This is a genomic window from Acinetobacter calcoaceticus, from assembly GCF_900520355.1.
Classification (GTDB): domain Bacteria; phylum Pseudomonadota; class Gammaproteobacteria; order Pseudomonadales; family Moraxellaceae; genus Acinetobacter; species Acinetobacter calcoaceticus_C.
In genome coordinates this window covers 1,486,133-1,509,124 of record NZ_LS999521.1, presented here as the reverse complement: position 1 = coordinate 1,509,124, position 22,992 = coordinate 1,486,133, and the positions used below count along the sequence as shown (strand labels likewise).

At 37.3% G+C, this 22,992-nt stretch carries 19 protein-coding genes; 4 read left to right on the top strand and 15 right to left on the bottom strand.

The genetic code is table 11. The features are described 5' to 3' along the window. Positions 1-34: 34 nt before the first annotated feature. The 4 genes from AC2117_RS07190 to AC2117_RS07175 are packed head-to-tail and all read right to left on the bottom strand — an operon-like array spanning position 35 to position 3,749. Positions 35-1,063, bottom strand: coding sequence for an alpha/beta hydrolase (locus AC2117_RS07190; protein ID WP_133972964.1), 1,029 nt, complete (start codon positions 1,061-1,063; stop codon positions 35-37). Continuing rightward, positions 1,063-2,187, bottom strand: a complete 1,125-nt coding sequence (locus AC2117_RS07185; protein ID WP_133972962.1) for a YdcF family protein — start codon at positions 2,185-2,187, stop codon at positions 1,063-1,065. The genes AC2117_RS07190 and AC2117_RS07185 overlap by 1 nt, the downstream gene beginning before the upstream one ends. A gap of 4 nt (positions 2,188-2,191) precedes the next feature. Beyond that, on the bottom strand, positions 2,192-3,226 hold the full coding sequence (murB, locus tag AC2117_RS07180; RefSeq protein WP_133972960.1) for a UDP-N-acetylmuramate dehydrogenase: 1,035 nt from the start codon (positions 3,224-3,226) through the stop codon (positions 2,192-2,194). A gap of 19 nt (positions 3,227-3,245) precedes the next feature. After that, the gene (locus tag AC2117_RS07175) at positions 3,246-3,749 is read right to left on the bottom strand and encodes a low molecular weight protein-tyrosine-phosphatase (RefSeq protein ID WP_133972958.1); all 504 of its coding nucleotides are present in this window, start codon (positions 3,747-3,749) and stop codon (positions 3,246-3,248) included. Between the two features lie 817 nt (positions 3,750-4,566). On the opposite strand from AC2117_RS07175, the gene AC2117_RS07170 reads away from it, so the two are divergent. Beyond that, a complete protein-coding gene (locus tag AC2117_RS07170) occupies positions 4,567-5,544 on the top strand; it encodes an acyltransferase family protein (RefSeq protein WP_264757593.1) in 978 nt (325 codons plus the stop codon). 304 nt (positions 5,545-5,848) lie between these two features. Here AC2117_RS07170 and AC2117_RS19005 read toward each other — a convergent pair whose 3' ends face one another. From AC2117_RS19005 to AC2117_RS07155, 3 genes are all read right to left on the bottom strand, one after another. Beyond that, positions 5,849-6,193, bottom strand: a complete 345-nt coding sequence (locus tag AC2117_RS19005; RefSeq protein WP_227549237.1) for a DUF4882 family protein — start codon at positions 6,191-6,193, stop codon at positions 5,849-5,851. Positions 6,194-6,454: 261 nt separating this feature from the next. Further along, on the bottom strand, positions 6,455-6,613 hold the full coding sequence (locus AC2117_RS19000) for a hypothetical protein (protein ID WP_227549236.1): 159 nt from the start codon (positions 6,611-6,613) through the stop codon (positions 6,455-6,457). A gap of 458 nt (positions 6,614-7,071) precedes the next feature. Beyond that, positions 7,072-7,377, bottom strand: coding sequence for a YcgJ family protein (locus tag AC2117_RS07155; protein ID WP_133972954.1), 306 nt, complete (start codon positions 7,375-7,377; stop codon positions 7,072-7,074). A gap of 349 nt (positions 7,378-7,726) precedes the next feature. Here AC2117_RS07155 and AC2117_RS07150 point away from each other — a divergent pair, with 349 nt between their 5' ends. Next, positions 7,727-8,884 carry an iron-containing alcohol dehydrogenase gene (locus AC2117_RS07150; RefSeq protein WP_133972952.1) on the top strand — a complete coding sequence of 386 codons (1,158 nt, stop codon included), beginning with the start codon at positions 7,727-7,729 and terminating at the stop codon, positions 8,882-8,884. After that, complete coding sequence (locus AC2117_RS07145; protein ID WP_133972950.1) at positions 8,884-9,318, top strand: acyl-CoA thioesterase; 435 nt, start codon at positions 8,884-8,886, stop codon at positions 9,316-9,318. The genes AC2117_RS07150 and AC2117_RS07145 overlap by 1 nt, the downstream gene beginning before the upstream one ends. A gap of 47 nt (positions 9,319-9,365) precedes the next feature. On the opposite strand, the gene AC2117_RS07140 is transcribed toward AC2117_RS07145, so the two are convergent. The 5 genes from AC2117_RS07140 to amvA all read right to left on the bottom strand — a co-directional run bounded on the left by AC2117_RS07140 (position 9,366) and on the right by amvA (position 18,382). Then, the gene (locus AC2117_RS07140; protein ID WP_133972948.1) at positions 9,366-11,594 is read right to left on the bottom strand and encodes a phosphocholine-specific phospholipase C; all 2,229 of its coding nucleotides are present in this window, start codon (positions 11,592-11,594) and stop codon (positions 9,366-9,368) included. A 315-nt stretch (positions 11,595-11,909) separates the two neighbouring features. Continuing rightward, the gene (locus tag AC2117_RS07135) at positions 11,910-14,039 is read right to left on the bottom strand and encodes a DNA polymerase III subunit gamma/tau (RefSeq protein ID WP_133972946.1); all 2,130 of its coding nucleotides are present in this window, start codon (positions 14,037-14,039) and stop codon (positions 11,910-11,912) included. A gap of 122 nt (positions 14,040-14,161) precedes the next feature. Then, complete coding sequence (gene cpaB, locus AC2117_RS07130; protein WP_133972944.1) at positions 14,162-14,797, bottom strand: metalloprotease secretion chaperone CpaB; 636 nt, start codon at positions 14,795-14,797, stop codon at positions 14,162-14,164. A 22-nt stretch (positions 14,798-14,819) separates the two neighbouring features. Continuing rightward, positions 14,820-16,601: a metalloendopeptidase CpaA gene (gene cpaA / locus AC2117_RS07125; RefSeq protein WP_133972942.1), complete on the bottom strand. Its 1,782-nt coding sequence runs from the start codon at positions 16,599-16,601 to the stop codon at positions 14,820-14,822. Between the two features lie 302 nt (positions 16,602-16,903). Further along, positions 16,904-18,382, bottom strand: a complete 1,479-nt coding sequence (gene amvA / locus AC2117_RS07120) for a multidrug efflux MFS transporter AmvA (RefSeq protein ID WP_133972940.1) — start codon at positions 18,380-18,382, stop codon at positions 16,904-16,906. Between the two features lie 125 nt (positions 18,383-18,507). On the opposite strand from amvA, the gene AC2117_RS07115 reads away from it, so the two are divergent. Beyond that, positions 18,508-19,086: a TetR family transcriptional regulator gene (locus AC2117_RS07115; RefSeq protein WP_133972938.1), complete on the top strand. Its 579-nt coding sequence runs from the start codon at positions 18,508-18,510 to the stop codon at positions 19,084-19,086. A 51-nt stretch (positions 19,087-19,137) separates the two neighbouring features. On the opposite strand, the gene AC2117_RS07110 is transcribed toward AC2117_RS07115, so the two are convergent. The 3 genes from AC2117_RS07110 to AC2117_RS07100 all read right to left on the bottom strand — a co-directional run bounded on the left by AC2117_RS07110 (position 19,138) and on the right by AC2117_RS07100 (position 22,795). Further along, positions 19,138-20,400 (bottom strand): serine hydrolase domain-containing protein, encoded by a 1,263-nt coding sequence (locus AC2117_RS07110; protein ID WP_133972936.1) that lies wholly within the window; start codon positions 20,398-20,400, stop codon positions 19,138-19,140. A gap of 71 nt (positions 20,401-20,471) precedes the next feature. Then, positions 20,472-21,326 carry a MaoC family dehydratase gene (locus AC2117_RS07105; protein WP_080027324.1) on the bottom strand — a complete coding sequence of 285 codons (855 nt, stop codon included), beginning with the start codon at positions 21,324-21,326 and terminating at the stop codon, positions 20,472-20,474. Between the two features lie 77 nt (positions 21,327-21,403). Beyond that, a complete protein-coding gene (locus AC2117_RS07100; RefSeq protein WP_080027325.1) occupies positions 21,404-22,795 on the bottom strand; it encodes a 3-oxoacyl-ACP reductase in 1,392 nt (463 codons plus the stop codon). Positions 22,796-22,992 lie beyond the last annotated feature (197 nt).

Sequence of the window (22,992 nt, the reverse complement as noted above, 5' to 3'; positions counted from 1 at the left end):
TCTATCCAGAATTATTGGATAGATGCATGATTTTTTAATAATAAAAATGTTTTGGCTTTGCATGCAAAAAGGCTGGAATCAATCCTGTTAAAGCCGCACGTATATCTGCACGTTCATTAATTAATTGATGTGAACCTTCTTCAAGCATTAATAGCGTTTGAAGCCTAAATTTACGACGAATAAATTCGATGTTGTAACGCCAATCAACCGTCTGGTCGAGAGCGCCTTGAGCAAGCCAAACAGGAATACGGCAAGCAGGCCGCTCTTCCATTTCTTGCATCCATTTTGACATTGCCAAAATCCAGTCCATTCCCATCATTCGAGGCTGCAACGGATCTTTTAAACGAATAAAACGCAAAAATTCTGGATTATGATTATTGCGTCTAAAGTGTCTCGGAACCTGTCTTTTAATACGACGAATAATGCCTAACCCGACTGGGTTATGCCACCATGCTGTTTTTGCAGGACGAATCAAAGGAGAAAGTAATAAGACTCTATCTACAATCGGGTCTTGGCGTTTTTCAGCATATTCTAATAAATGATGCATCCAAATTGCCCCACCCGTACTTTGACCAATTCCCACCCAAGGTTTAGGCAACTGATCTGCATTTTTGACATATTGATAAACAGCCATCAAAACTTGTTGGTAGTGGTCAAAATTTTGAATACTTGCTGGTGAACCATTACTGAGGCCATGACCAGGTAAATCATAGGTAATTACACTGAAACCTTGTTCAAGAATTTCTCGAATGATGGGCTGATAAATACCACTATGCTCAAGATAACCATGTAATAAACAGACAGTACCTTGTATTTTGTCTATTTTAGGTTTGAAAACCTGCACATGTAAGCGAAATAATGGCATTTGAACATAGCCCTGCCAATGGTCACATTCAAGTAAATGTAAACCATACAACTTGCGATAGGCTAGCAAATCGCGAGATGGTTCTTCTAGTGTATTTAAATTGAGTGGGCTTAAAACCTGGGGTGTGAGATCACGATTCGGGACCGGTAAATCTAATTGTTTTAATACAGCAGGATTGAGAAACGGGATATCTGACATTAAGGTACCTCTCGACAATCGCTTGAACCAAACAACATGTCGCGAATTGTCGCAAGTAATTCATAATTCGCACGGCGGCTATGATCGTAATTTTGTACACTTGGTTGCCAGCGTGTAAGTGGTGTTGGCATCGGAGCTACAACAGGAATCGTTTCTATACCATTTAAAGCAAATAGTCGACGTGTACGTGGCATATGGTATTCATCTGTCACCAACATGACCGTAGGTGCTCCACCTTTTTTCTGAAGCAATAAAGAACTAAATCGTGTATTTTCACAGGTATTCATACTTCGATTTTCTAGTAATTTTGCATCAACACCACGCTCTTTTAACCAAGTTTGCATATAAGGGGCTTCAACACCACTCAGTACAATAGGAAGCTGATTTTGTTTTTCAACTTCTAAGGTTTTTTCCAGTCTCAAGCGTGTATAACCATTAACTACAATATCTTTTCCATTTTTATCTAAGGTTAATCCGCCACCCAACACAACAATTGCATAAGGTTCTGATAATTTTTTAGGCTGGATAGGTATCGGGTTTTTACGGACATACTCAATTTTCTGTTCAGGCTCACTAACAGCTTGTTGATGCTCTGGTACTTCAGGCTTTCTTGCCAAGAACTCTGTATATTGTTCTGTAAGTGCCTTATTTTCAGAGCTATTAATCAAAAATGACTTGTCAACTGGGCTACTTGCTTCATCTGCAGCATCAATTTCTGATTTTTTTACGACCAAAGGAACAGTTACAGTTGCTGTTTCCTTCTCTAAATCTTGTTCCTTTTCTTCTAAGAGAATAATTTGCTGCAAGGCTTTATAGTTCTCTTGAATATAGGTCAGATCAGTTGTCTTTTTTTCACGTAATGCTTTTTCAGTCAGCTTTAAATATGCTTGACGAGCAATCCATAGATTTGAACCTGGTTCTAAATTGTCATGCTCACTTAATGCAGCCTGTCTCTGGCTTTCAGCGGCGACTTGATTAACATCAACCGGTACAAAATAATTAAGTCCAGCTACAATTAATTTTGAATAAAACGGCGAATATAAAAAAACCACGAAACAGCCTAATAGTAAAAATAGCGCGGTGACTACTTGTACTAAACGTACCATTAAGTGTACTTGTGGCATAAAACTATTCCGTATGATTTTCAATTAAACCTAAACTGTTATAAAGCACAGGTTCTGGTTCTAACATAATATGGAAACGCTGATCAACATCATGTTGTACAGCCTGATAAGTTTTCTTTACATCCGTGAGAGATGCATTGGCATAATTGACCAAAACCAACGCTTGTTTATGAAACATTCCCACCATATCGAGTTGTTTACCTTTCCAACCCACCTGATCAATTAACCAGCCTGCTGCAATTTTAACGTTTCCATGGGCTTGAGGATAATGTGGAATTGTTGAGAATTGTGTGATTAAACGTTCAAATTCTTGAGGATTAACGATCGGATTTTTAAAGAAACTACCCACATTTGGATATTCTTTGGGATCAGGGAGCTTACTTTGGCGAATATGGATGACTTGATTTTGTAAGTTCTCGGCAGTCAAGTTGTCTCCGACTGCTTGCTTCAAATCACCATAGTTAAGTTTGAAATGTGGTTGTTTAAGTAATTTAAAAGTAACGTGCGTAATAATGTAACGGTTCGGATCATCTTTAAAAATACTATGACGATAGGCGAAATGGCAGTCTGCCGCTAAAATTGTCTGAGTTTCTTTTAATTTACGGTCATACACTTGTACTGACTCAATAAACTCACCCACCTCTACCCCATAAGCACCAATATTTTGTACAGGTGAAGCGCCGACTAATCCAGGAATAAGTGCGAGATTTTGTAAGCCAAACCAATTTTGATTAGTGCTATATAAAACGAAATCATGCCAGACTTGGCCTGCACCAACATTAACTCGAACAAAATCATCATCGTTCGATAAAACTTCAATTCCTTGAATATCAAGATGAATAACCAACGCATTGATCTGTTGCGGCAGTAGCATATTACTACCGCCCGATAATACAAGTACATTTAAATTATGCTGCTCAGCAAAACCCAGAGCTTCCTCAATATCCTGAATAGTTTGGACTTTGGTGTAGTGAGAAACTGTTACATCTAAACTCAAAGTATTGAATGGCTTAAGCTGTACCTGATTTTGAATTTGCATCGTATTGAAAAACCTATTCTTAAACATTCAATTGTTTTTGTAAAATATTAATCCACGCCAAACTACTTGATTCGCATTGGTCGAGTACGCGTTCAAAGCCTTCAGCGCCACCATAATAAGGGTCAGGCAAGGCTTGTTGTGGATATTGGGGATCATGCTCGCTCATTAACGCTACTTTTGCACGAATTTGATGTGTACCAAACTGAGAAACCGCACTTTGTAGCATGTCATGAATATCATCAAAGTTTTGATGATCCATTGCCAAAATTAAATCAAACTCTAAAAAGTCTTGAGTTGAAAGCTGTCTTGCACGCAATGAAGATAAGTCATAACCTCTTTTTTTAGCGTGCAGCTGACTACGCTGATCTGGTGCTTTGTTTGGATGATAATTACTGGTTCCAGCCGAATCGACAAATATATTGAGTTGATGTGTATCACAATAATGCCTAAAAACTACTTCAGCCGTGGGAGAGCGGCAAATATTTCCTAAACAGACACATAACACCTTATATTGTGTTTCCATTAGAAATTACTTCCAAATATTTGAATTACATAGAAATAAATATGGTGCATGCAAAATCCTAACAAAACTATAAATTATTGTCAGAATTGAATTGACCATTGTGACGTGATGCATTTTGTCAAAACTCACATGGCTTGAAAAGGAAAATAATGTTTATCAATAGATTAAAAGTTGATAAATCAGTCGACAAAGTAGCTGATCTTCTAATTTTCAGGAAAATAATAAAGCCCTCATCAGAAGGCTTTTACATAAAGGAATAACTTTTTTATATTATTTTTTTATTAGGTTAATGCCCCTTCAAAGGACTTAAAGGCAAACACTCAAATTAACATTGTTATTAATCATATGAGCATATTTTTTAATAAAAGAACTAACGCCTTCACAATGTAATCTGGTTAACAATTCAACTATAGAAAAATTGTTCTTGATTAGTTTTTTTGTTCACAGATTTCAATGTAGCAATGGTCTTACAAGATAACGCCTTTTACATCGCCTTGGTGATAGTTAGCAAGCAGTACCAAGCACTTTAAAGCTTCTTTAATAGTAGCTAAATTTTAGAGGAACATCTTGCATAATATTCTTTTCTTAATATTTAAATTACAAATACTTAAACTGACTTAATTATGAATTTAAGAAAACATATTTTGATAAAAACAAAAACATAAACATAAAAAAAACTCAACGACTAAGATTTAGCTGCCCTGTAGAATTGCTTTCGATTTTAATAACAACAGTCAATACGGATATGCTCTTATCAATTCCCCGGACTAATAATTTCGACCTCATTCGACTTCTAGCAGCCTGTCAAGTCGTATATATGCATAGTCTAAATCACCTGAAAATAAATGGTTTATTACGTGAATTTTTTGATAAATTTTTCCAATATTTTCCTGGTGTTCCAATATTCTTTACTGTCAGTGGATTTCTTATCTTTTGGGCATTTGATCGTAATCATGATATTAAAAAATACAGTATTAATCGAATATTAAGGCTTTATCCTGCTCTATACGTATGCTTATTTATTACAGTTTTACTTCTCATTTTTTTCTCTTCATTTTCTCTACTTACACATACAAGTTTTTATATATGGTTAATTGGTCAATTAACAATTTTACAGTTTTATACACCAGAAATTTTAAAATTCTGGGGTGTAGGTACACCCAATGGAGCTTTATGGACAATTACAGTTGAAGTTCAATTTTACATTCTTGTTCCCATTATATTTTTTCTTATGAAAAAACTAAAAGGAGCATTTGTTTTACTTCTTCTTTTTATATTATCCCTTATTGCAAACTTCTATTTTGCTGGGCTCGATGAAAATATTATTAAAAAATTAAGTTTTGTATCTATCATTCCTTATCTTTTTAATTTTTTGATCGGTTCATCTTTCTATATTTTTTGGACAAAATTATCTAAATTTATTGAGAATAAGTTTATTGTTTGGTTCACGATCTATGTAGTTTATTTTTTAATATTCGGAGTGTATTTAGGTAAAGAGACACATGCTTATGAGATGAGTAACATTTTCCAAATAATTACAACAGCTTTGCTTTCTTTGGTCACTCTATCATTTGCATTTTCTCATAAAAATCTCAGTGATAAGTTGTTAAAACACAATGACATTTCTTATGGGATATATATTTATCATATGCTTGTTGTAAATACTCTTGTGACCATTGGGTTGTTGCATGAACCAATCTATATATTTCTTACATTCATAGTCACAATAATTTTAGCTATATTAAGCTGGAAACTAATAGAAAAACCAGCTCTAAGTTTAAAGAACAGATTCTAAAAAAGACCCTGCAAATTGCAGGGCCTTTTATATCAATAAATTATTCGTTGAATGATTTGAATAAAATAGAAATTCTTCATAACTTGTCGAGACCTGCTAAATTTATATGAAGCCCGTCTCCTAAAAAGTGACTATTGGCATCACTAACTTCTATAATTATATAGTTTTCATAGTAATTTTCTTAACTTTGTCTTCTGCCTGTTTAGCTACATCAAAACTAAAACTAGTCGTTTTTTTCTTTCCCCCCATAAATTTCTCCCATAAAAAACCACTAAAATGAGTGGTTTCTAATTTAATAAAATTCTTAAATGGTACTGCCACAAATATCAGTGGTACCTGTTGGATAGGTAAACTGTATATTTGCTTTATCAATAATTTTACCAAGAAATTTAGAGTTGACATTTGATGATTGTATTCCTGTCCCTTTAAATCCAATACTTTTTAAAGAGTTTTCAGCAAGTAAGTTAAGGTATCCATAATTAGTACCATTGATGATATAACCTATTTGTTTACTAACCTGATTAAAATAAAGTCCAACCCTAACTTTGCCATCTGTTGGTACCGTAACAAGAATTACCTTTCGATCAAGCTCCTTTGCAACTACTGAGCCAGAAGTATCTCTTTTAGTACTTGCTCCCGTGAGAGTCACATAGCTTCCATCAACATAATTTGCATCTTTATTAATTAATCCATAATCAAGATCTAAACTAATTTCATTCTTTAAATTAGAAGCTCCCGATACATTAAAAGCTAACTATTGAACTTCATGGCTATCTCCTAATGTAATGTTTTTAATATTGAAAACATCAAATATAAATTCTGCAGCAACAATATTTGTTCCTATTACTGACTTATCAACTAAAGTAGTCTGTATAGAAGGTAGGCTTATCATTTTACCTAAAGCTACAATCTAGTCAGCTGGTGTACTTCCTATATAACCAATTGTTGCCGTACCTTTTTGCTCAGAAATACTGATCGGAGACATTAATTTAATCGGTCTCCCTCCTGCTACATTTACCGCATCAACTTGATGCTTGAGTTGCATCAAAATTATAAGTACAGGTAGCATAAATATTTACTGAAAATCCACTGCAGATTAATAAACCCAAAATAATTTTATTCATGTAATCTTCCTTTTTTATTTGAGCAAATAGTATAGCTAAGCATTTATAAACATTGATTAAAAAATGATAAGCGGTAATTTTAAAAAAGCTTCTATTATGGAATATCAATATTTAATTTTCACTATAATAAAATGAATGGTTATCCTTTGAGCTTTTAGGCTCATCTGGATGAAATAAATATCTTTAGGTTTTACTTCTAATGAAGTAACCTTTAGGCTAATTGGAAACACACCCAGTAACACTAAAAGTAATCAGACAATTTATTAGATTTTTTTCATCACCTAACTTTTTAGATTCATTTTTAATATTTAATAATCGTTTTATTAAAATTCAATTTAAAATATTCATCTAGAAAAAAGTCCAATCATTAAGGGCTTTTTTTTAAAACTAAGACAAGAATTATTTATTTAAAAAGTTTATCCGTCATTTTTCTATCAACTTTACTACGATGCCCATTTTCAAAGTATCGGTCGACATGACATAGTTTTGTTTTTGTATCACAGAATACGCCGTTTGAGAGTGTAAATGCTGAGGTATCAAAATCGCCTTGAGAGAATGCTTTGTTCGCTTTGTTAGTTCCTAAATATTTGGCTGTAAGTTTTTTAGATACACCCTTCTTGTCAGCACAGATATATTTGTCACAAATGACACCCTTTTTAGGTGAATAGACGCTAGAGCTAGTTTTCGCCATTGCTGCGGAGCTCAGCATTAAACAAGTACATCCAATAAGATTAAGTAAAGTTTTAGAAATTTTCACTTTTTGAACCAAATAAAATTATAAATTGTTAGGGCATTATATGAATTAGTAGCCTTCAGGAAAATCTACCGAACAGTATAAATAACAAAAAGCCCACCTTCCGATGAGCTTTTAAACATCTTGCGTGATCGCCCCCTACCATCCCAATCCAACCCCGTAAAAATAGTGATTAGCTCGTACAACATAAAATATAATCACTTCAGAACTACTTTATTTTAGAGTGTCTTATGCTAAGTTATTTAAAGATTGAGTCTTATAGAACCGTTCAACAATAATGTTCAAAAATAAGGGAATAATGTATATGAGCCATTTTCAATTGCAAACCGTTCCAAATATCATCTCAGGCTTAGGCTCTATACAAGAATTACAGAATGTTTTAGCACAAAAAGGTTACGGCAAATTATTACTGGTGACCGATGCAGGAATGATCAAAAATCAGCTACACCTACCCATTCTTCAAATTTTAGATACGCTTAATCTTGATTATGTCGTTTATGCCGATGTTCAGGCTGACCCACCGGAACAAGTGGTATTAGATGCAGCCAATTATGCAAAACAACAAAATGTAGATGCCATTATTGGTTTTGGTGGTGGTAGTTCTTTAGATGTTGCAAAAGTAATTGCTTTGTTGGCACACCCCGACCAAACTCAAAGTTTGCAAGACATGTATGGCGTAAATCAAATAAAAACTACTCGTCTTCCGCTCATTTTAATTCCAACTACAGCGGGTACAGGCTCGGAAGTCACTCCAATTTCGATTGTCACAACGGGTGAAACCACTAAAATGGGAATTGTCTCTCCAGTGCTTTATGCCGATACAGCAATTCTTGACGCGACCTTTACTCAAAATTTACCCGCTCATATTACTGCTGCAACGGGTATTGATGCGATGGTGCATGCCATTGAGGCATATACCTCTAAACATAAAAAGAATATTTATACTGATATTTTAGCCAAACATGCTTTGAAATTACTGAACCATAATTTGCCTAAAGTGCTTAAGAATGAAAATGACCTCGAAGCGCGACAAAACATGCTTTTCGGTTCTATGCTTGCAGGTCAGGCATTTGCTAATTCTCCAGTTGCCGCTGTGCATGCTTTGGCTTATCCACTCGGTGGGCATTTTCATTTATCGCATGGGCATACCAATGCCTTAGTATTGGTTGAAGTCTTAAAATTTAATACGCCAAATGCCAAACAATATTATGCAGAGCTTATGCAATGGCTAGACCCATATAGTAATGGTAGCACTGACGGTTTATGTGACTTGTTTATTGATCATATGCAAAACCACTTAGACCGCAGTGGTTTGACTTTAAAACTTAGAGATTTGGGTATTGAAGAGTCCAGTTTACCTAGGCTTGCGCAAGATGCCATGCTACAAACCCGCTTACTGCAAAATAACCCACGTGACATGACAGAAGCTGCTGCTTTGGCAATTTATCAGGCGATTCATTGATGACTAAACCCGTTTTAAAAACCCGTGATCAATTTAAGTTCTTTTTAGATATTCAAACTCGATGGGCAGATAACGATATCTACGGTCATGTGAATAATGTGACTTACTATAGCTATTTTGATACAGCAGCAAATGCTTTACTCATTCAAGAAACAGGTTTTGATATTCATCAATCACAATCAATTGGCTTAGTGGTCGATTCAGCTTGTAGTTTTCTTCAAGAATTGTCATTCCCAGAAATTATTCAAGTAGGCGTTGCGATTGGTAAAATCGGTAACACTTCACTGCGTTATGAATTGGCAATCTTTAAACAAGGTCAACAACAAGCTTCAGCCCAAGGACATTTTTTACATGTGTTTGTTGACCGTGAAACCCGAAAAACGATTCCAATTTCTGAGTCTACTCGTGACGTTTTAGAGAAATTTTTATTATAAAAAATGAGGCAAAAAGAAAATAAGCTGCTCTTTTTGCCCACCTAAACTTACATCATTGCGGGATCACTAAAAGAGTCTTCACCCGTTTCAACTCGGCCAGCAAAACGTCGGTAATAATATGGATCACTCTGACTCGTGATTTCAAAATCATACCAATGTCCAACCTCAGCCAAAGCCCAGTGTTGTTTAACGATTTGACCCGCTTTTACGGTCAGTTGTAATGGAGCATCCTGTCGATATGCGCATGGTTTTACCGTCAATATTGCATCCTTAGTCCCATCATTCATCAGCTCTACATAAACATCACCATTGGCGATGTCATAACACACTCGAATTTCAGGTTTAATTCCACTATCGACAATACGTTGAGTATCTCCTTTAAAGTGACGATGATAACCATTTGGGCCTAACACCCATAAATCATAACGACCTAAGTTATCTTTTAAAGCATCCCATTCATCATCTAAGGTTTTATTCGGCTCGACAATATAACGCTTTGGAATACGGTCGAGATTGAGCTTGTCATATACATGAAAAACCGCCGCTTGCTGCCCCGTATTAGAGAAAATCAATTGCACCTTACCATCCGCTTTACAACGTGCACTCGTATGCAGCTCATAAGGCAATGCACGTGACAGACGTATACCACTTTGCTGAATCGGTAATTTGCTATCTGTTGGTACTGGAACAGCAGGCAAGGCTTCTTGATGCTCTCTTAACTCATCTGCTTGTAAACGTGTTTGTTTTCCATTGAGCTGTGGTAGAACATCTGCATTTGGTGTTTTAAAATTAAATGCGCTGGTTAAATCACCACACACTGCACGGCGGTATGGACTAATATTCGGCTCTTTTACACCAAATCGTTTTTCTAAAAACATCAGCACGGACGTATGGTCAAAAACTTGCGAGTTGACCCAACCACCGCGGCTCCATGGAGAAATCACATATAACGGTACACGAGGACCCGGACCATAAACTTGTCCATCAGGTGTAGGCTGAGAATGGCTTCCCTCAGGCGCAGCATGATCAAAATATTCGTCCTGCATATCAGCACTGCTTAATGTCGATTTTCCAGCATACTGACCATTTTTAAGACGAGATGGCGCTGATGGTGATGGCATATGGTCAAAGTAACCATCATTTTCATCAAAATTGATAATCAGTGCTGTTTTACTCCAAACTTCTGGTACAGCAGTTAATGCATCAATAATTTCTTGAATAAACCACGCCCCTTGAACTGGGCTTGAAGGGTCTGGATGTTCACAGTAAATTGACGGCGCATTAATCCAAGAGACTTGTGGCAATTTCCCTTCACGAATGTCTCGTTTAAAAGCGTCGAGATATTCTTCTGGTTTATTGCCCGGTAAAGTATTTGCGATGCCCTTATATAATGGATTTTTGGCATTATCAGTCGCAGCATCATAAGCTTTATATGGTAACTTTTGACCTGTATCGGCATACGGTTTGTTTGGTTCACCACCACTTGCAACCGGATAACCAGATGCGATATTTGCCTTTCTAAATGAGCGGAATGCACCAAGCATATTATCGCCCCATTCATCTGGCATATTTTGATAACAAATCCAGTTTACACCGGCTTCTTCCAAACGTTCTGCATAAGTCTTCCACGTATAACCACGATCTGCCGTAGCTGGGTTACCATCAATCCAGTCCCATTCATTATTTACAAATGATCGCTTGGTTGGTGTTGCCCCATTTGTACCTGTTAAGTGAAAAGACCGATTCGCATCTGTTCCAGTGTGCATAGAGCAATGGTAGGCATCACAAATCGTAAAAGCATTTGCAAGTGCAAACTGATATGGAATTTCTTTTTCTTTAAAATAGCCCATTGATATATCGGTTTTATGGGCTGGCCAATTCGCCATACGCCCACTGTCCCAAGCCAACTGACTGTCATTCCATGTATGTGGCGTACCATCTGCACGCTGTGCATTATTGGCTGTACCATCTAAATGAAATGGCGTTAAAACTTGCCCATTACTTCTGAGTTGTTCCCATACATAGCGGCCGCTTGGTAAAGGAATCGTAAAACGATCAGCAAAACCTCGAACGCCTTTTAATGTTCCAAAATAATGGTCAAAAGATCGGTTTTCCTGCATTAAGATAATGACATGTTCGACATCTTGAATTGTGCCTGTTTTATTGTTTGCAGGAATTGCCAAAGCTTTTTGAATACTAGATGGGAAAGCTGCCAATGCCGCAGCACCAAAACCCATATTTAAAGAGTAATTTAAAAATTTACGACGTGTAATCATGATCAGGTTCTTTTTATTATTTAAGTTTATGGAGCACAGCGCATTACAGGCTTTTTACCTGTATCTGGTGTATTTGAATTATCATTTGACGAGTCGTTACAACCACTCAGCAAAAGTGCGCTGATCAATAAAAAATATGAATATTTAAAAGAAGTTATTCCTGCGTATTGCCTTTTCATATCTATGTTCAATCCATTTAGAATCTAAAATGGCTAACATAGAAAAGTACAATGACAGTGACGTGACCTGAATGTTTCAATCCCGTGAAAAAGCATGGAATTGTATAATTTCCAAGCTCATCACAGGACTAAAAAGTTAAGGCTTTAATTGAATATTTTGTAATTCGCCATCAAAGGTCTCTATGAGGCTTTTAATGACTGGCTGCTGTTGTAATAACTCAGCTGCTCTTTGAAAGGCTTTTTCTTTACGCGCACTTTGAATGATATATGGTGTAGCCGTATTTACAGCACCATATTCAACTGTAAATTGGGTATCAGGCCATTGCTCATTTAATGCATCAATAAGACCTTGTTGTAATTGAGTCAACATATTTTCATATTCTTGAGGAATATGGAAAACTGTATTGCCACCAATTTGACCTGTCATCACGCCATGCTGAGCAAGCTCTTGAACAGCTGGAGAAAGTTGACTAGTTCTAAACCAATATTCCCATTTTGCTAGTGTCCACTCGCCTTCTAAGGTTTGCGTGGTTAGCTTCAAAATGTCTTGAGGCATAAGCTGCCCGTTATCAGTTGCACTAATTTCTTTTACAACTGCAACCTTCTCAATCGCATCTGGGGTTTCCACCAGTAACGGTTGCTCGACAACAGATTCTAAGGCTAAATCATCAGTAACGGGCGTATCTTGGGCAATTGAAAAATCAGTGCTAGGCGCTTCAAATAAACCTATAGGCTCAGCAGTAAAAGCTGGTTCAGGTTCAATATTTTTAGCGATGGTTTCAGCCTGAACTTGTACTGACTTTTGTTCTGGTACAGGAATAAAATCTTCCTCCAAAACATTACTTGTTTCTTGAACAGATGCTGACTCAAATCCGATTAACTCATGATGACTTGGATCAAATACCATTAAATCCTGATTAGGTTCAGGTTCAGGTTCAGGTTCAGGTTCAGGTTCAGGTTCAGGTTCAGGTTCAGGTTCAGGTTCAGGTTCAGGTTCAGGTTCAGGTTCAGGTTCAGGTTCAGGTTCAGGTTCAGGTTCAACTATAGCGGGTTGGCTAATAACTTCAACTGGCTGAATAGCACTTACAGGAGCAATATCTTGGGCTGTTTGTTGAACTTGGGGATTCAACACAATTTGCTGATTTTGTTGAACAGGCTCTGAAACCACAATTTCATTTGGCGCTAAAGGACGGAATGCCAATAAGCGTAAAATACACATTTCAAAACCTTGTTCTTGCGTCACGGCAAGTTGGAGGTCAGACCGCCCTTTACATGCAATTTGATAATACAGTTGTAAATCCTGAGCAGAAATCAGCTTGGACAGTTGCATGATTTTGCGATTGATTTCATCGCTATATTTCAAACTCAAATCAGGCAGATATTGCAAAATTGCCAATTCATGCAATGTCGAAATCAACTGATCAAGCACCAGTGAAACATCGAGCGCTTGATGTCTAAATTGCAATAAAAGCTGACTAACTTTTTCACGTTGGTTCTGATGAATCGCTAAAATCAAATCATAAATAATGGTGCGGTCAATTAGACCGAGCATTTCTTTAACATCTTGATGCTGTACAGCACCCTGACCATAGGCAATTGCCTGATCGGTTAAAGATAATGCATCACGCAATGAACCTTGAGCAGACTCGGCAATTTGCCAAATTGCATCTTGGTCAGAAACAATCTGTTCTTTTTCAAGAATAGTGCCAAGATGCTTTGTAATTTCATCGACAGCTAAAGGGCGCAATGTAAATTGCAAACAACGTGAAATGACCGTAATCGGCAGCTTTTGTGGATCAGTCGTTGCAAATAAAAATTTAACGTGTTCTGGTGGTTCTTCTAATGTTTTTAATAACGCATTAAAGGAATGCGTAGATAACATATGTACTTCGTCAATCAGGTAAACTTTAAAACGACCTTGCGTTGGCGCATATGGAACGTTGTCTAAAAGTTCACGCGTATCTTCTACTTTTGTTCTTGAAGCAGCATCAATTTCAATCAGGTCAATAAAACGGCCTTCATTTACCGCCTTACAAGTTGCACAGACTTCACATGGTGTAGAGGTCACACCTGTTTCACAGTTTAAACACTTGGCTAAAATACGTGCAATTGTGGTCTTCCCCACACCACGCGTTCCTGTAAATAAATAAGCATGGTGTAGACGACCGCGTTCCAATGCACTGCTTAATGCACGAGAAACATGGTTTTGCCCCACTAACTCATTGAAATTACGTGGACGGTATTTTCTAGCAAGTACTTGATACATGTATGCTCCTTGTTACAGGTATAAGCATACTTTGTTTTTAAAAGAGAGTGAACGCATAAAGCTCATATCCGTACAGATAAACTGCGAACTATACTCTTTTCCCATCCAAACCATTTATTTGACTAAGGGTGATCATGATGTAACTCCTGATCAGTGACTCCGTCATCCATCGTTTGTACCAGCCCAACCCCATCTTTAATTTCAGCCGAATAATTTCCTTTTTCGGTAAAAATTTGCATGATCGTATAGTGGTCTTTTTGACTTTGGGTGATGGTAAAGAAATTCTGATTTGGATCTCCCTGATCAAATTTCCCAGTCCACCGAACAATATCTTGGTCAACAGGCTCGATCTCTACAATTTTCCCTGTGCGGTTAATGCCATATTCCAACATTTGAAACTTAACCGTATCACCTACTTTTTTGAGTTCAATCACGTTTGGATCATACTTAATCACCATACCTTGTCCATTTTTAATCAATGGAAAATTAACATTAGAAGGCAGCTGATCCTTTTCTATTTCATTAAAAACAATTTGTTGCTTAGATAATCTTTCTTTCTCTGACGGACTCAAATTCATTGTATTTTGACGAGTAAAACCATTCTGACTTTCAACTCGCTTTAAGCTAACTTCACCTTTCTGGTTATCTGCAGATGACGTTAAAGCAGAAGAACTTTGCTGTGAAAATGCGAGCCAGATGAGAACTGCTAGCGCTAAACAAGCGATAGCAGTTCCTATTAACAATTTATTTTTTTTCATTATTTACGGCTAAAAATAGAGATTAGTTATATAAAGAAATTTTCTGTGCATTTAGGTTAATGACACTGACCGCATCAATTTTTCCTTCCTCACCCAAACGAACACCATATTTAGGGTTATATAGATACGGGTTAGAGTAAAAATTAATATTGTTGCCTCCCATCGCAGTACTCCCTAAAGGATGAGCAAAGCCTGAACCAATATTGGTTGAACCATTATGGTATAGGCCAAGATTATGTCCCACCTCATGACGCATCGCAGCAAAAGAACAACCTGCAATATCATTTGCACCAATCATGTTATATGAAGATGCATTAATCCATGCCCAGCCACAACCGCCATCGCCTGGTTCATTGCCTTGATAATAGACGCCATCGGCCAATACGCGTTTGCGTTCATTTTGTACAGTCGTGTCATCACGTCCAAAAGAAATCGCTTCTTTTAAAGTTGCAGCAGGTATTTTATAAGTTAAATAGCCCACATCTCTTAAGTAAAAACGTGCATTCGAATTTTCAGCAGTTAAATTCGTTAAATTTACACCTTCAATCATTCTCAATTTTGCAGCGCTTTCACCTAAAATTGAATTTACTTCTGGGCTAGAAACCAACAACATATCAATTGTGTAGCTATCTACTGACCAGCCTTGAGCCGTGTAAATAAAACGGCGATTTTCACCATTTTTAATTGCTGTAGACAAACCATTAGCCGCATTAATAAAGGTGTCTGCCGATGCATTTGACGCAATAACCACCTTATCCCCGACTTGAGCTTTAACTGGTAGTTGCAAGGTTGGCTGCCAATTTGAGGTAGAAAGTTTTACCTTTAAAGCGGGTTGAGTCATATTCGGTAAAATTGCAGGAATTGTTGCCGATGAATCAATCACCTTCGTTGGTGAAGAGATCAGCTGCCAATATCCTTTATCACTGACATACATAAACTCATATTGATCGCCTGTTTTTAGCGTTAAAGTCGCTTGGCTATTAATATTGGTATTATTAATTTTTGCAGACCAAGTCGCCGTAGATTTAATAACAATTCTATCCCGATCATTTGCAGTCGCTGGTAGAGTGAAATTGGATACCCAGTTCCCATCCCCAAATGAAACTTCTGTAAGTGGACTATTTACAACTGCTAAAGATGTTCCAATTTGCTGAACATTTAACTTCTGCGGTTTAATATATTCTGGCACCCATTTCCCTAAAGCCGAATAATATTTAAACCAATATTCAGACCCATTTTTTAATAAAAAACTGCTTGGGAATAGCAAATTTGCTTTATCTATATTGGAATCAGCACTTGCTGTGGAAACAATTCGTACAGTCGTTCCATCGTGTACGTCACTTGGTAATGCAATGGTTTGTGCCCATTTATCATTTTGAATAAGTACTTTTTGTATGGATGCAGTTGTTAACGGTACAACCTCATAGTTAGCACCATTCGTAGGACTCACTGTCGCTAATTGAGCAATCCATTTATTTTGAGCGGTATTAAAGACAAATTGGTAAACATCCCCGCTATTTATCTTCAACACTTCTAACGGAATATTCGTATTAGAAGTATCTAAATAACTACTATAAGCCGCACTAGAGCGAATTGTAATTTTGTCTAAATTATTAGCACTTGCTGGTAAAGAGAGATTTTTGACCCAATTCCCATTTGCTAAAGAAAATTCTAAATCTGAATAACCAGATGGAATTGATCCACTATTATTATTCTGATTGGGTGAAAGTACAGTTGCGGCATATACAAGTGAAGATGCAACAATTGCTCCGATAATAAGTGATGTTTTTAATTTTAAATTCACAGCAGCCTCTTTTATTTGTTTTTAGATTTTTCGAGTAGCAGATTAACAAACCATTTTTTTACAGTCAATTTTTGATCAATTAATTTTTTATTAAATTTCAATTACATGACCACTGAATCATTTTGAAATAAAAATATGAAACTTATTAAAGAATAATCTTTTTATGAGAACTAAATAACTAATAATATTCTGAGATGAAGAAAGCTTTATCAATTTATGTGTATTTAAAAATTATATTTATAACAAGAAAAAGAGAGAAATTTCTCTCTCTTTTTCCACAACTGTTAAGCTTGTTTAGATCATTAACTTACTTTCTTTGGAAAACTAAACCAGACAAATATTGTTAAAAAGAAGAAACAAATGGCTGAGATTGTAAGTACCCAACTATGTGCATAGCTAAAAGCTTGCTGAGCAACTGCAATTAATTGTCCTCCCAAAGGACTTTCAAGGTTAGAAGCCAATTGCATGGTTTCACCAATCGAAATACTCGCTTTTTCAATTAAGTTCGTCGGGAGTTCCTCTGGCAAAATAATTGAGCGACTATAAAACCAAGACAACATTAGGCCAAAAATAGCGACACCTAAACCAGCACCCAACTCATAGGCCATACCTTCAATCGCACCTGCTGCACTTGCTTTGTTTGGTGGTACAGAAGACATAATGGCGGCTGTTGAAGCTAGTAAGGCAATCTCAATGCTAAAACCTAAAAAGACCATACACGCCCACGCTAAAAAATGATCGGTCGAAAAGTTAAGCTGGGCAAGTCCCCATAGACTAAAGCCACTTATTAAAATCCCAACAGTAGATACAAGTCTAAGTCCCCATTTATTTAAACAGATTCCTGCTAATGGACCACCTAAACTAATTGCAATCATAAATGGAATAATAAACATGGCTGCTTGTAATGGAGAAAAATCATGCACAAACTGCAATTCTTGAGACAAGAGTAATTCAAAGCCAACCAAAGCAATCATTGAAACAACGGCCATAACAATACTGGTAGAAATGACTGGATGTTTAAATAACTCCAAATCAATCATTGGAGTGGTACTTCTTTTTTGGCTTCGAATGAAGTGAATTAAAGCACTTACCCCAACTACAAACATCACGACTGTAAGTACTGAGAAGTTATACATGGCTGATTTAATTGAATAGATCAGACTTAAAATTGCCACAACCAACACTAAAGCTTGGCCTAAATTAATTGGTTGATCAGTTTTCTCTTCCTGCTTAGGAATGATCATGACAATCATGACCAGAACAACCAAAATAATTGGGATGTTGATGAGGAATACTGCTCCCCAATGGAAATGCTCTAGTAAAAAACCACCCACTAATGGACCAAAAGCGGCACCACCGCCCCCTACTGTAGACCAAAGGCCAAGTGCAAAATTCCTTTGCTTTTCTTCGGTAAAAGCATTACGAATGCCTGATAAAGTTGCAGGAATAAGCATGGCTGCTCCTAGCCCTAAAAGAGCACGGGAAGCAATTAAGGCATAGGCTGTTGGTGAAAAAGCAGCTGCCAGTGAACCAACTCCAAAAATTGCAGTTCCAATAAATAATAATTTTTTAAAGCCAATACGGTCACCGAGTGCACCCATCGGCAAAATCAAACCCGCCATAATCAGTGAATAAATATCAATGATCCATAAAAGCTGATTGGCAGTTAAATTCAATGCTGCACTTAAAGATGGTGTTGCAACATGCATCACTGTTGCATCAATTGTAACCGGCAAATAAATAAGGACGATGATTGTCAGAATTAACCATTTCTTTTGCATAACGCTCTTCGATATCCAAAACTTGGACATGTGTTCAAATTAAGGTTATTATATACACAATTGGACACTTGTCCAACTTTAAATTTTAATGTAGTTTGTCTCGAATTCAGTCAGGTGAAATAAACATGGCCTATCTTAATCGTGATCAACGCAGAGAAATGATTCTGCAAGCTGCCATGCAAGTTGCTTTGGCTGAAGGTTTTACGGCCATGACGGTACGTAGAATCGCAAGTGAAGCCCAAACCTCTACTGGACAAGTTCATCATCACTTTTCGTCGGGATCTCACTTAAAAGCTGAAGCTTTTTTAAAGCTTATGGAACAGCTTGATGAAATTGAACAAACCTTACAAACAAATAGTCAATTTCAAAGACTCTTCATTTTATTAGGTGCAGAAAATATAGATAAACTTCAGCCCTACTTACGATTATGGAATGAAGCTGAACTCTTGATTGAACAAGATGTAGAAATACAAAAAGCTTATAACTTGGCCATGCAAAGTTGGCATCAAACGATTGTTCAAGCAATTGAAAGTGGAAAAAAGGAAGGCGAATTTAAAGACATATCTAATTCGACAGATATTGCTTGGCGGCTTATCGCTTTTGTGTGTGGATTAGAAGGAATTTATAAACTGGGATTACAAGGTTTAACTGAAGATGACTTTAAGCGCCATACAGAAGTGATTATTCGCCTAGAATTATTATAAATGTAGAAGCTGGCATTTATTAAAATACCAGCATGGTTGAAAGTACAGAATTTAGAACCAGCCTTTGCGGCCTTTTAAAATTTGGTCGGTGCAACGTAAAGCTTCTTGAGTAAGCCCCCATAAACGATAGTCACCCGTGATTGAACCAATCTGAAAGTTATGAGTATAAGCAAAACTAAGATCACGTTCAGGATCACACCACGCACCTGAACCATTGTAGCCAATATGTCCAAAGCCATTTTTAGCACGCTTACCCATGGTAATAATACGGTGATAACCTAAACGCCAATTCATTGGAATCGGCATAACCCGATCACGTGCGTAACTTTGGATGGTACTCAATTCTTTAAATATCTCTGGACGAATCAGTTGTTGCCCATCCCATTCCCCTTGGTTTGCAAGCATTCCATAAATTTTTGCCAGACTATTTGCAGTGAAAGCGCCATTTGCTGCCGGAATAACGGTTTGCAACCCTTCATCACTAAAAAAGCTAAAATGCTTCATGCCTTTAGGAATCATGGCATCTTGAAAATCTTGAGGGTTTTGTCCCGTCCATGTAATCATTTTTTCTGAAAGTGAACTTTTACGTGGTTTAAAGCTTTTCTTCTTCTCAGATGACGCAGATACAGGTTTAGTTTCTGGTTTCGATTGAATAATTAAACGTGCTACACGATCTAATTCGCTTGCTGGTACACCAAAATATGCCCCATCTAAATCCAATGGTTCAACCAGATATTTTTGCATGAGTTGAGCTAAAGACTGACCAGTTGCTTTTTCAAGCACCCCACCAACAAGCCAACCAAATGTTAATGCCTGATAAGCATTACCCTCTCCCGCGACAAATCTTGGTTTAACAGCCGCGACCATATCTAACATATGTGGCCAGTCGAGCATTTCTCTCGCACTTTCGATGGTATTTCGAATATCAAACATACCGCTTTGATGGCTCAGCACATGACGTAATGTCATTTGCTCTTTACCATTTTGTGCAAATTCAGGCCAATAAGTCGAAATCGGTTTGTCGTATTCTAAAAAACCCTCACTTACTACAATGTGAGCTAAAGTCGCAAGTATACCTTTACCTGTAGAGTAGCAAACTGCCAAGGTATCTGGTTGCCAAGCTTCAGTTTGTGATTTTAGACCGGTGTAAATATCGACAACTTTCTGACCTCTAAAATAAACCGCTAATGCAGCTCCACCTTGTCCCGTTCTGGCATCTTGAAGGCGGCTAAACTGGTGAGCTAAATCAATAAAACGTTCATCTAAAATACCGTGATAGTTATGGGTATCGGCCAACAGAATGTCTTTAATCACATGAAGTTCCTTGCATTTTTTGTTATTTTGCTCAAAAGCAGCCCAAACACCTGTTCAGGCTGCTGATATTTTTATAATGCTTTTACAGTTCCTGCAACATGCGGTTTTTGTGATTTCGTATTACGAATCAAGAAATCAGTCTTTTTATCTGCATTGGCAGTTAAGAACTCAACTTTTGAAGGTAAGAACATTGGCAGCTTAAACCACACATCTGCTTCATAAGCATTTGGTAATTCAAGGTTCGCTAGTGCTTTAGCTTTGCTCCACATGCCATGTGCAATTGCTTGCTTAAAGCCAAATGCTTTCGCAGTAAGGGCATGGATATGAATTAAGTTGAAATCACCTGACACTTTCGCATAACGGCGACCTGTGTTTTCTAAAATATCCCACTCTGCCTTTGGCACATAAGCTGGGACCTGCTCTTCTTTAGCTTTTTCGCCAACTCTTTTCTCGACTTTTTGGCGAGATAAATAAGTCGTTAGGCCTTCCATAACTACTTCGTTGCCAACTTTTGCCGTGGTAATAAAGTCAAACTGAACACCTTTATCATGCGGTTTTAATTCCCCAAACTTACATGACAGAGTTAATTTTTCAGTCACACCAATCGGTCTGGTTTGTTTAATCTGGTTACGAATATGGACTAAGCCTAAAATCGGAAATGGAAAAGCTTCTGCCGTCATCATGTGCATTTGCAAACTTTGAGAAAGCACAGCCAAATAAATTGCTGGTACGAAGCCATTATTTTTAAAGCCACATACTTCGTTATAAGCTTTGAGATGACTTTGATCAATCTCAAGACTATCAACCACATATTCAACTTGCGGCAAGATTTTTGGCCCTTTAGGCTTTTTAAAGATTAAACCTTGCACAACTTTTGGATAAGCCAATGCCGCTTTTGGTAGCTGGCTAAAATGACGAGTATTCATACCTAACCTTTTATAATTTATAGATTCTTGAATAAAAAAGGGATGCCTAAGCACCCCTTATCTTTAGCTCAGAGTGCTTAAGCGCCTAACAAGCTTTGACCACAGACACGTACCACGTTGCCATTTACGCCTGTAGATGCAGTTGATGCAAACCATGCAATCGTTTCTGCTACATCAACAGGTAAACCGCCTTGTTGCATTGAGTTCATACGACGGCCAGCTTCACGAATTGCAAATGGAATCGCAGCAGTCATTTGAGTTTCGATAAAACCAGGTGCTACTGCGTTAATGGTAATCCCATTTTTTAGAATAGGTGCAGTAAATTTCACTAAACCAATCACACCTGCTTTAGATGCAGCATAGTTCGTTTGACCAAGGTTACCTGCAATACCACTAATTGATGATACGCAAACAATACGGCCATTTGCATTTAGACCATCGTTTTCTAACAAGTAGTCATTTACACGTTCAGCAGCAGACAAGTTAATGTTAATCACTAAATCCCAAAGCTCTGGCTTCATGTTTGCCAAAGTCTTGTCACGAGTAATACCCGCATTATGGACGATAATATCTAAACCGCCTTGTTTTGCAGCAGCAGTTTTAATTTTTTCACCAGCATCAGCAGCTGTAATATCAATTGCCAATGTAGAACCGCCAATGTCCGCAGCTACACGGTCAAGGTCAGCTTGCTGCTGAGGTACATCTAGACAAATGACATGAGCGCCATCACGCGCCAATACATGTGCAATTGCCTCACCAATACCACGGCTTGCACCTGTTACTAACGCAGTTTTACCAGCAAGCGGTTTTGCCCAATCAACATCAACGACATCTGCTTTAGAAATACGAACAACTTGACCAGATACATAAGCTGAACGCGGAGAAAGCAAGAAGCGTAAAGTTGATTCAAGGTTTGCAGCAGCACCTTCATCTACATAGACAACTTGAGCAGTAATACCCTTTTTAAATTCTTTACCTACAGATTTGATAAAACCTTCAAGAGCGCGCTGAGCAATCGCCTGTTTTACAGTTTTTGCAGTTTCAGGTGTTGTACCAATCACAATAACTCGACCAGAAGTCGCAACTTGACGTGCAATCGGGTTAAAGAATTTATAAAGCTCATTTAACTGTTCTGAGTTTTGAATACCAGAAGCATCAAATACAACTGCTTTAAATTTTGATTCTTTATCGCCAGCATTGAATGGACGTAAATTTAAACCAACTTTTGCAGCGTCTTGTTGTAGTGCAACATTATTGCCTACATAGCTGTCTGCATGAATATTGCTAAGTACTTGTGCAATCGCACCAGACAATACACTTGACGGCGCCGCGCCAACCAATACTGCCCCATTCACTACTGGCTGAGCATTTTCAAAACGCTCTAATGCTACAGGCGATGGTAAACCCAAATTTTTAACAACGAATTTACCAATTGGAGATTGTGTAAATGCTTGGTATTGATCAGTCATGATTATTATCTCTCAAAAAAATGATTTTCTACGACAGGCTTCATTATGTTAGGAAATGCGGAGAAACAATATGAAAGCAGTCGTTCATTAGAGTCATCCCAAATCATACTTGAGTTGATCTTTTGATGTCTTGACCTGAATGCTATCTACAATGTCATTCTAGTCAATACAGGTCTATTTGAATTGTGTTAAGGTAG

Excerpts from the sequence above, each read along its gene's own strand:
- AC2117_RS07135 (WP_133972946.1), bottom strand. The coding sequence starts at position 14,039 with ATGTATCAAGTACTTGCTAGAAAATACCGTCCACGTAATTTCAATGAG.
- AC2117_RS07100 (WP_080027325.1), bottom strand. The coding sequence starts at position 22,795 with ATGACTGATCAATACCAAGCATTTACACAATCTCCAATTGGTAAATTC.
- AC2117_RS07185 (WP_133972962.1), bottom strand. The coding sequence starts at position 2,187 with ATGCCACAAGTACACTTAATGGTACGTTTAGTACAAGTAGTCACCGCG.
- AC2117_RS19000 (WP_227549236.1), bottom strand. The coding sequence starts at position 6,613 with ATGCTACCTGTACTTATAATTTTGATGCAACTCAAGCATCAAGTTGAT.
- AC2117_RS07145 (WP_133972950.1), top strand. The coding sequence starts at position 8,884 with ATGACTAAACCCGTTTTAAAAACCCGTGATCAATTTAAGTTCTTTTTA.
- AC2117_RS07105 (WP_080027324.1), bottom strand. The coding sequence starts at position 21,326 with ATGAATACTCGTCATTTTAGCCAGCTACCAAAAGCGGCATTGGCTTAT.
- AC2117_RS07150 (WP_133972952.1), top strand. The coding sequence starts at position 7,727 with ATGAGCCATTTTCAATTGCAAACCGTTCCAAATATCATCTCAGGCTTA.
- AC2117_RS07175 (WP_133972958.1), bottom strand. The coding sequence starts at position 3,749 with ATGGAAACACAATATAAGGTGTTATGTGTCTGTTTAGGAAATATTTGC.
- AC2117_RS07140 (WP_133972948.1), bottom strand. The coding sequence starts at position 11,594 with ATGATTACACGTCGTAAATTTTTAAATTACTCTTTAAATATGGGTTTT.
- amvA (WP_133972940.1), bottom strand. The coding sequence starts at position 18,382 with ATGCAAAAGAAATGGTTAATTCTGACAATCATCGTCCTTATTTATTTG.
- cpaB (WP_133972944.1), bottom strand. The coding sequence starts at position 14,797 with ATGAAAAAAAATAAATTGTTAATAGGAACTGCTATCGCTTGTTTAGCG.
- murB (WP_133972960.1), bottom strand. The coding sequence starts at position 3,226 with ATGCAAATTCAAAATCAGGTACAGCTTAAGCCATTCAATACTTTGAGT.
- AC2117_RS07155 (WP_133972954.1), bottom strand. The coding sequence starts at position 7,377 with ATGCTGAGCTCCGCAGCAATGGCGAAAACTAGCTCTAGCGTCTATTCA.
- AC2117_RS07190 (WP_133972964.1), bottom strand. The coding sequence starts at position 1,063 with ATGTCAGATATCCCGTTTCTCAATCCTGCTGTATTAAAACAATTAGAT.
- AC2117_RS07170 (WP_264757593.1), top strand. The coding sequence starts at position 4,567 with ATGCATAGTCTAAATCACCTGAAAATAAATGGTTTATTACGTGAATTT.
- AC2117_RS07115 (WP_133972938.1), top strand. The coding sequence starts at position 18,508 with ATGGCCTATCTTAATCGTGATCAACGCAGAGAAATGATTCTGCAAGCT.